Here is a 6,177-nt window from a genome sequence, read left to right as displayed (position 1 = left end):
AGATATATGTATATTATATATGCTTATATACGATAATATAATATTTTTGTACTGTAATATAAAACTATATTCTATTTTTAACAATTTGAGGCGTTACTTTTCGTAAAGTTCGACGATAAGAAAATAGTTGATTTCCGCATTCGGCAGTGTTACCATAAAAGTGCGATATGAACAAAGATAATTCTATAATATCGCACAGACAATTCGTAATCATGCGGTCTGAGTGCGCATACAGGACCGCGAAGAACAAGAAAACAGAAAGGTCGAGAAAAATGGCGAAGAAAAAGACAATTATCGAACTGAGGAAGATGGTTGCCGCCGGTGAGAAGATCGTCTACCTGACCGGTTATGATTACCTGACGGCCAAGTATGAGGAGCGTGCCGGTATCGACATGATCCTGGTGGGGGACTCTCTGGGCAACGTCATTCTGGGGCATGACAGCACCTTCCCTGTTACCATGGAAGATATGATCATGCACTGCAAGGCGGTCCGCAAGGGCGCGCCCAACACCTTCGTGGTCGGCGATATGCCCTTCATGTCCTATCAGCTGTCCGATGAAGAGGCGGTTGCCAACGCCGGACGCTTCGTCAAAGAAGCGGGCATGGACTGCGTCAAGCTGGAGGGCATCAACGACGCCGCTATTTCCAGAGTAAAGGCAATCAATGACGCGGGCATTCTGGTAATGGGTCACATTGGTCTGACGCCCCAGTTCAGCCTGCAGATGGGCGGAAACCGGGCGCAGGGCAAGAGCTGCGACGCCGCGCTGAAGCTGATTGACGCCGCCAGAAAGCTGGAAGAGGCCGGCGCCTGCTCCATTCTGGTAGAGGGCGTTCCCGCCATCGTTGGCAAGGCCATTACCGAGCAGGCCAATATTCCCATTCTGGGCATCGGTGCCGGTTCTTACACCGACGGCCAGCTGCTGATCTTTGCGGACATGGTGGGTTATTTCGACGATTTCACCCCCAAGTTCGTCAAGCGCTACGGCGACGTGGGCGGCGAGCTGCTTCGTTCCTTCACCGCCTACGCCCAGGAGGTACGGGCCGGTCAGTTCCCGGACGATTCGATCCATTCCTACAAGATCAGCCCGGAAGAAGCCGCCGCTCTGGAAGAGGCCCTGAAGTCCCGCTGATTCCTTCTTGCGTTTTCCTCCCCGGAAAGCGTCCGCTTCTCTGAGCCGGTGCGGGTCTGCGGCCCGGGGCGGGAAAAAGCCGCGTAACAAAGAGCAAGAATCTGATGTTGTTTTATATTGCCGGACGATTGGATTGCTTGCATAAAACAAAGGGTATTTTTTCGTAACAGTTCACAAACGAAAACCGTTGAAAATCAAAAATACAGATGGTAACATACAAGTATACGGCAATAGCAATGTCAGATTTGTAATATCGAACAGAAACAGGGGGATCGTTACATATGAAGATCAATAAGGAGCTTTGCGTAAACTGCGGCATGTGCATCAACCGCTGCCCGGTTTCCGCGATCCGGAAGGTGGACAAGGTCGTAGATATCGACTTTGACGCCTGTGTGGAATGCGGCGTCTGTCTGCGTTCCAATGTGTGTAAGAAAAAGGCCATCTATCAGCAGCCGCTGGAGTATCCCCGTTCCGTGCGCAGCCTGATGAGCGATGTGCTGACCATTGCCCCGGAGTCCGGCATTTCCGGCCGCGGCACCGAGGAGATGAAGACCAACGAGGTAACGGGCCGCTTCCCGGACGGCACCATCGGCATTGCCGTGGAGCTGGGTCGTCCATGCTATGGCGCGCGGCTGTATGACGCCGAGAAGATCGCCATGGCCGTGGCCGCCAAGGGTGTGGAATTTGAGCCCTGCAACCCTGTCACCACCATGATGAGCGACCCCAAGACCGGTAAATTCAAGGAAGAGCTGCTGAACGAAAAGGTGCTGTCCGCAATCGTGGAGATGTCCGTTCCCTATGAAAAGGCGGAGGAGATCCTCTCCACCATTTATGAGACAGCCAAGACCCTGGATTGCTTCCTGAGCCTGGATATCTGCTCCAAGGTGGATAAGAACGGCAATCTGCCCAGCATGGAAATCGTGAAGAAGATGGGCGTATGGTGCTCCGAGAATGGCAAGACCAACGTCGGACTGGGCCGCCCCCTTTACAAGGGCTGATTCGAAGGAGGTAACACAATATGTCTCATACGCTTCACCGTGTCGGCACCAGAGAGAATCTGGCCCACGACTTTGTTTTCCTGTGCATGCCCAGTAAGGACATCAACCACGTTGGTTCCCACAAGCCTCTGCGCCGGTTCTTTGAGCTGTGCGAAAAGAACCACTGCGTCACCATGGGTGACTGCCGGGGCGGCAACGAGTGGTACCAGAAGGAAAAGTACCACCTCAACGACAATCTGGAAGGCCGTCAGCACATGATCGAGAATGTGGAAGACCGGGCCGTTATTACCGCAACCTTCAAGAGTGAGGAAGACGTGGTCAACATGCTCAAGGATCTGAAGGAAGAGGATCTGGGCATGTCCATCGTGGTTTCCGGTCTGGTGGATCGGGTGAAGGAGTGCAGCCACAAGGCGGGGCTGGAGCCCCATACCGTGGAGCATTCCCTGGGCCGCATCGGCCGCACGGACCTGCTGCCTCCCAACGAAATTCTGGAGATCGCCACCATGTGCGGCCACTCCATGGTTTCCGTCAACTTCATCAATGAGATGATTGAGAAGTGCCGCAAGGGCAAATGTACCCCCGAGCAGGCCGCCGCGGAGCTGTTCAAGCCCTGCATGTGCGGCATCTTCAACACGGACCGGGCCGCCATGCTGATCCGGACCATGATCGAAGCTGAGAAGTAAACGACACACTTTACTATAATATAGAAATAGAAAGGAACTCTGACATGAAAAAGTATATCGCGTTACTCCTGTCCCTGGCCCTTGTGCTTACTGTCTTCGCAGGCTGCCAGAGTCAGTCCTCCGGCACCGCAACGACGGCGGCCACTACAGGCACTTCTTCCGCTTCTTCAGATGCTCCTGCCAGCAGCTTCAAGCTGTCCGGTGATGTTGAGTTTGTTTGTCCTTATTCCGCTGGCGGCGGCTCCGACCTGTATGCCCGTACCGCTGGCAATATTATGACGGAAAAGGGCCTGCTGGGCGGCAGAACCATCACCGTCAACAACAAAACAGGTGGCGGCGGTGCTGTCGGCGATGCTTACACAGCTACCAAGTCCGGTGATGGCACTGTTATCACCACTTATGTTTCCGCGCAGATTACCGGCCCGATGATCAACGGTACGGAAATCACCTATAAGGACCTGACTCCCATCTGCAACCTGGCCATGGATGAATATACCATCGGTGTCCTTTCTACCGCTGAATACAAGACTCTGGACGAGTTCATTGCCTACGCAAAGGCCAACCCCGGCAAGGTCACTGTCGGCGGTTCCGGTTCCGGTACGGAAGACAATCTGGTAACGGGGCTGATGCAGATGTACTGCGATATCGATGTAGAGTATATTCCCTACAACTCTTCCGCTGAGGTTATGACCGCTATGCTGGGCGGCCATATCAACGCCGGTATTTACAATCCCAATGAAGCCATCAGCCAGTATGAAGCCGGTGATGTGCTCCTGCTGGCCGCGTTTGGCCCTGAGCGTATTTCCGTTCTGCCCGATGTGCCCACCTTCACCGAGTTGGGCTATGACAAGGTTGTGTTCCAGCAGTTCCGGGGCATTTTCGGACCCGGCAACATGAGTCAGGAAGCGGTCGATTTCTGGGTCGGCGTGTTTGAGACTGTCATTCAGGACAGCTCCTGGTCTGACGGCTACCTTGCCAAGAACGGTCTGACCTCCAAGTTCCTTTCCGGTGCGGAGTTTGACACCTTCCTGAATGAAGAAGCTGCCAAGTATGAGGCGGTTCTGGGGAACCTGGGCCTGCTGCACGGTTAATAAACATCCTCCAAATGTGTCGATTCCGGATCACCGGCTCTTCCGGTGATCCGGAATTGGTAAATGAACAAAATCCCATTCAAAGTGAGGTAGTAATATGGCGTATATCGTTGAAATAATCGGAATTATTGCCGGTTTGGGCGCTATCGGGATGGGTCTGGGAAAGTATGGTTGGTGGGACAGAATTTCTATCGGCGGCGGCTTTATGCCGACCATTGTCGGTACGCTGCTTGTGCTTTTCTGTGTCCTGATGCTCATCAGCAAAGTTAGAAGGAAAGAAAAGGCAGAGAAAATAGATTTGAAAGTACTGCTGCCGATTGGTGCTATGCTGCTGATTCTTCTTTGTAACTATCTGCTGGGGCTGCTTCCTGCCTGCATTCTGGTATCCTTCCTGTGGCTGCTTTTGATTGAGAAGTACAGCTGGAAAAAGGCTCTGCTCGTCTCGGCAATTATGTTCGTATGTGTTTATGGAATTTTCCGCCTGTGGCTGAATGTGCCCTTCCCCAAGGGACTTCTGAATATCTCGTTGTAAGGAGGTAAGCATATGGAGAATTTTGCGCTTTTATTCCAGGGCTTTGCTACCGCGTTCTCTCCCGTAAACCTTCTGGCTGCGTTGGCCGGGGCATTCATGGGTATTGTTGTGGGTGCTATGCCCGGCATCGGTTCCCTTGCGGGCTGTTCTCTGCTGCTCCCGCTGACATTTAAGATGAATCCAACCACCGGCATTATCATGCTGGCTGGCGTGTATTATGGCAATATGTATGGCGGTGCGTTCAGTGCGATTCTGCTGAACATTCCGGGAGACGCGCCCGCTGTCATGACGGCCTTGGACGGCTATGCCATGACCAAGAAGCGGAAAGCCGGTAAGGCTCTGCTGGCGGCGAATCTGGCCTCCTTCATTGGCGGAACCATCGGCATTCTGATCCTGACCGCGCTGGCACCCACGCTTGCGGCGGTGGGCTTGAAATTCGGGCCTGCGGAAATGGTGTCCCTGCTTCTGCTGGCGTTCTGCTCCATCGGCTGGATGATGGGCGATGACCCCAAGTATGGCCTGATTTCTACCTGCATCGGCGCGCTGCTTGCCATGATCGGTATGGATCCTGTCAATGGCCAGCTCCGTTTCAGCGGCGGCAACATCAATCTCTATTCCGGCCTGACTTTTATCCCGGTGGTCATCGGTATGTTCGGATTTGCGCAGGTTATCGAAATGGTGACAAATCGACAGAATTTCTCCTTCCTCGGAGGTGAGAAATTGACCATTAAAGGCAGTCTGTTGACAAAAGAGGAAGTAAAAGGCGTTCTTCCCAATGCAATCCGCAGTGGTTTTATGGGAACCTTTATCGGAATCCTGCCCGGTGCCGGTGCGACCATCGCTTCCTTTATTTCCTATATGACCGGCAAGAAGGTCAGCAAAAAGGGGAAGGAGTTTGGCGAGGGCGTTGTGGAAGGTATTGCCTGTTCCGAGGCGGCTAACAATTCTGCGGCTGCCGGCGCGTTTGCGCCGCTGCTGAGTCTGGGTCTGCCCGGTTCCGGTACGGCGGCTGTTCTGCTGGGCGGCCTGCTGATGTGGGGCTTGCAGCCCGGTCCGCAGTTGTTCACCAACCAGAGTGATTTCTGCTGGGGCCTGATTGCGTCCATGTACATTGGCAACGTGATTTGCGTTTTGATTGCCGTTGCGGTGATTCCGTTCCTGACAAAGATTCTGAAGGTTCCCGCTGGCATTATGGCGCCCATTGTTATGACGCTTTGTGTCGTTGGCGCCTATGCGGCCAATAATAACATCTTTGACGTCTATGTAATGATTATTTCCGGCTTTGCGGGCTACTACCTGAACAAGAATAAATATCCCATTGCACCACTGCTGCTTGCCTTTGTGCTGACAAGCACTTTGGAACAGCAGATGTCCCAGGCATTCCGGGTAAATGGCGGCAGCGCTTCCATTTTCTTCACTCGCCCCATCTCTCTGGGCTTCCTGATTGCGATGGTCTTGATGATTGTTGTTCCGATGATTACTAAAAAGGTCAGCGCAAAGAAAGCCGCTGAAAAGACGGAATAACGCACTTTTACAACGTAGGATACACAAAAGCCAGGGTTATCTGCAACTCCATACCAGTGGGTCCACTGGTATGGAATGCCCGGATATGGAGGCGCTGAAATAGAGCGTCGCCAAAACGTTGCTACTCTGACGTAAAGGCGCGCCGGGAGGATTCTCAAGGGGGGCGGCTCTGCGGCGGGAGCAAGCAGCGGTCAGCGCCCCCTTGAGCCGCATTCTTGC

6 protein-coding genes are annotated in these 6,177 nt (G+C 53.3%); all 6 read left to right on the top strand.

The annotated features are described in order from the left end of the window. The first annotated feature begins 272 nt into the window (after positions 1–272). The gene (gene panB, locus KQI10_RS00070; RefSeq protein WP_216565316.1) at positions 273–1,130 is read left to right on the top strand and encodes a 3-methyl-2-oxobutanoate hydroxymethyltransferase; all 858 of its coding nucleotides are present in this window, start codon (positions 273–275) and stop codon (positions 1,128–1,130) included. A gap of 281 nt (positions 1,131–1,411) precedes the next feature. Next, on the top strand, positions 1,412–2,128 hold the full coding sequence (locus KQI10_RS11855) for a 4Fe-4S binding protein (protein WP_216565315.1): 717 nt from the start codon (positions 1,412–1,414) through the stop codon (positions 2,126–2,128). Between the two features lie 20 nt (positions 2,129–2,148). Beyond that, the gene (locus KQI10_RS00060; RefSeq protein WP_216565314.1) at positions 2,149–2,811 is read left to right on the top strand and encodes a hypothetical protein; all 663 of its coding nucleotides are present in this window, start codon (positions 2,149–2,151) and stop codon (positions 2,809–2,811) included. Between the two features lie 44 nt (positions 2,812–2,855). Next, the gene (locus KQI10_RS00055; protein WP_216565313.1) at positions 2,856–3,902 is read left to right on the top strand and encodes a tripartite tricarboxylate transporter substrate binding protein; all 1,047 of its coding nucleotides are present in this window, start codon (positions 2,856–2,858) and stop codon (positions 3,900–3,902) included. A 97-nt stretch (positions 3,903–3,999) separates the two neighbouring features. After that, positions 4,000–4,434, top strand: coding sequence for a tripartite tricarboxylate transporter TctB family protein (locus KQI10_RS00050; RefSeq protein WP_216565312.1), 435 nt, complete (start codon positions 4,000–4,002; stop codon positions 4,432–4,434). A 12-nt stretch (positions 4,435–4,446) separates the two neighbouring features. Further along, on the top strand, positions 4,447–5,958 hold the full coding sequence (locus KQI10_RS00045) for a tripartite tricarboxylate transporter permease (RefSeq protein ID WP_216565311.1): 1,512 nt from the start codon (positions 4,447–4,449) through the stop codon (positions 5,956–5,958). Positions 5,959–6,177 lie beyond the last annotated feature (219 nt).

Source organism: Pseudoflavonifractor sp. MSJ-30 (assembly GCF_018918045.1).
GTDB lineage: Bacteria > Bacillota > Clostridia > Oscillospirales > Oscillospiraceae > Faecousia.
This window is presented reverse-complemented; position numbering and strand designations above follow the sequence as displayed.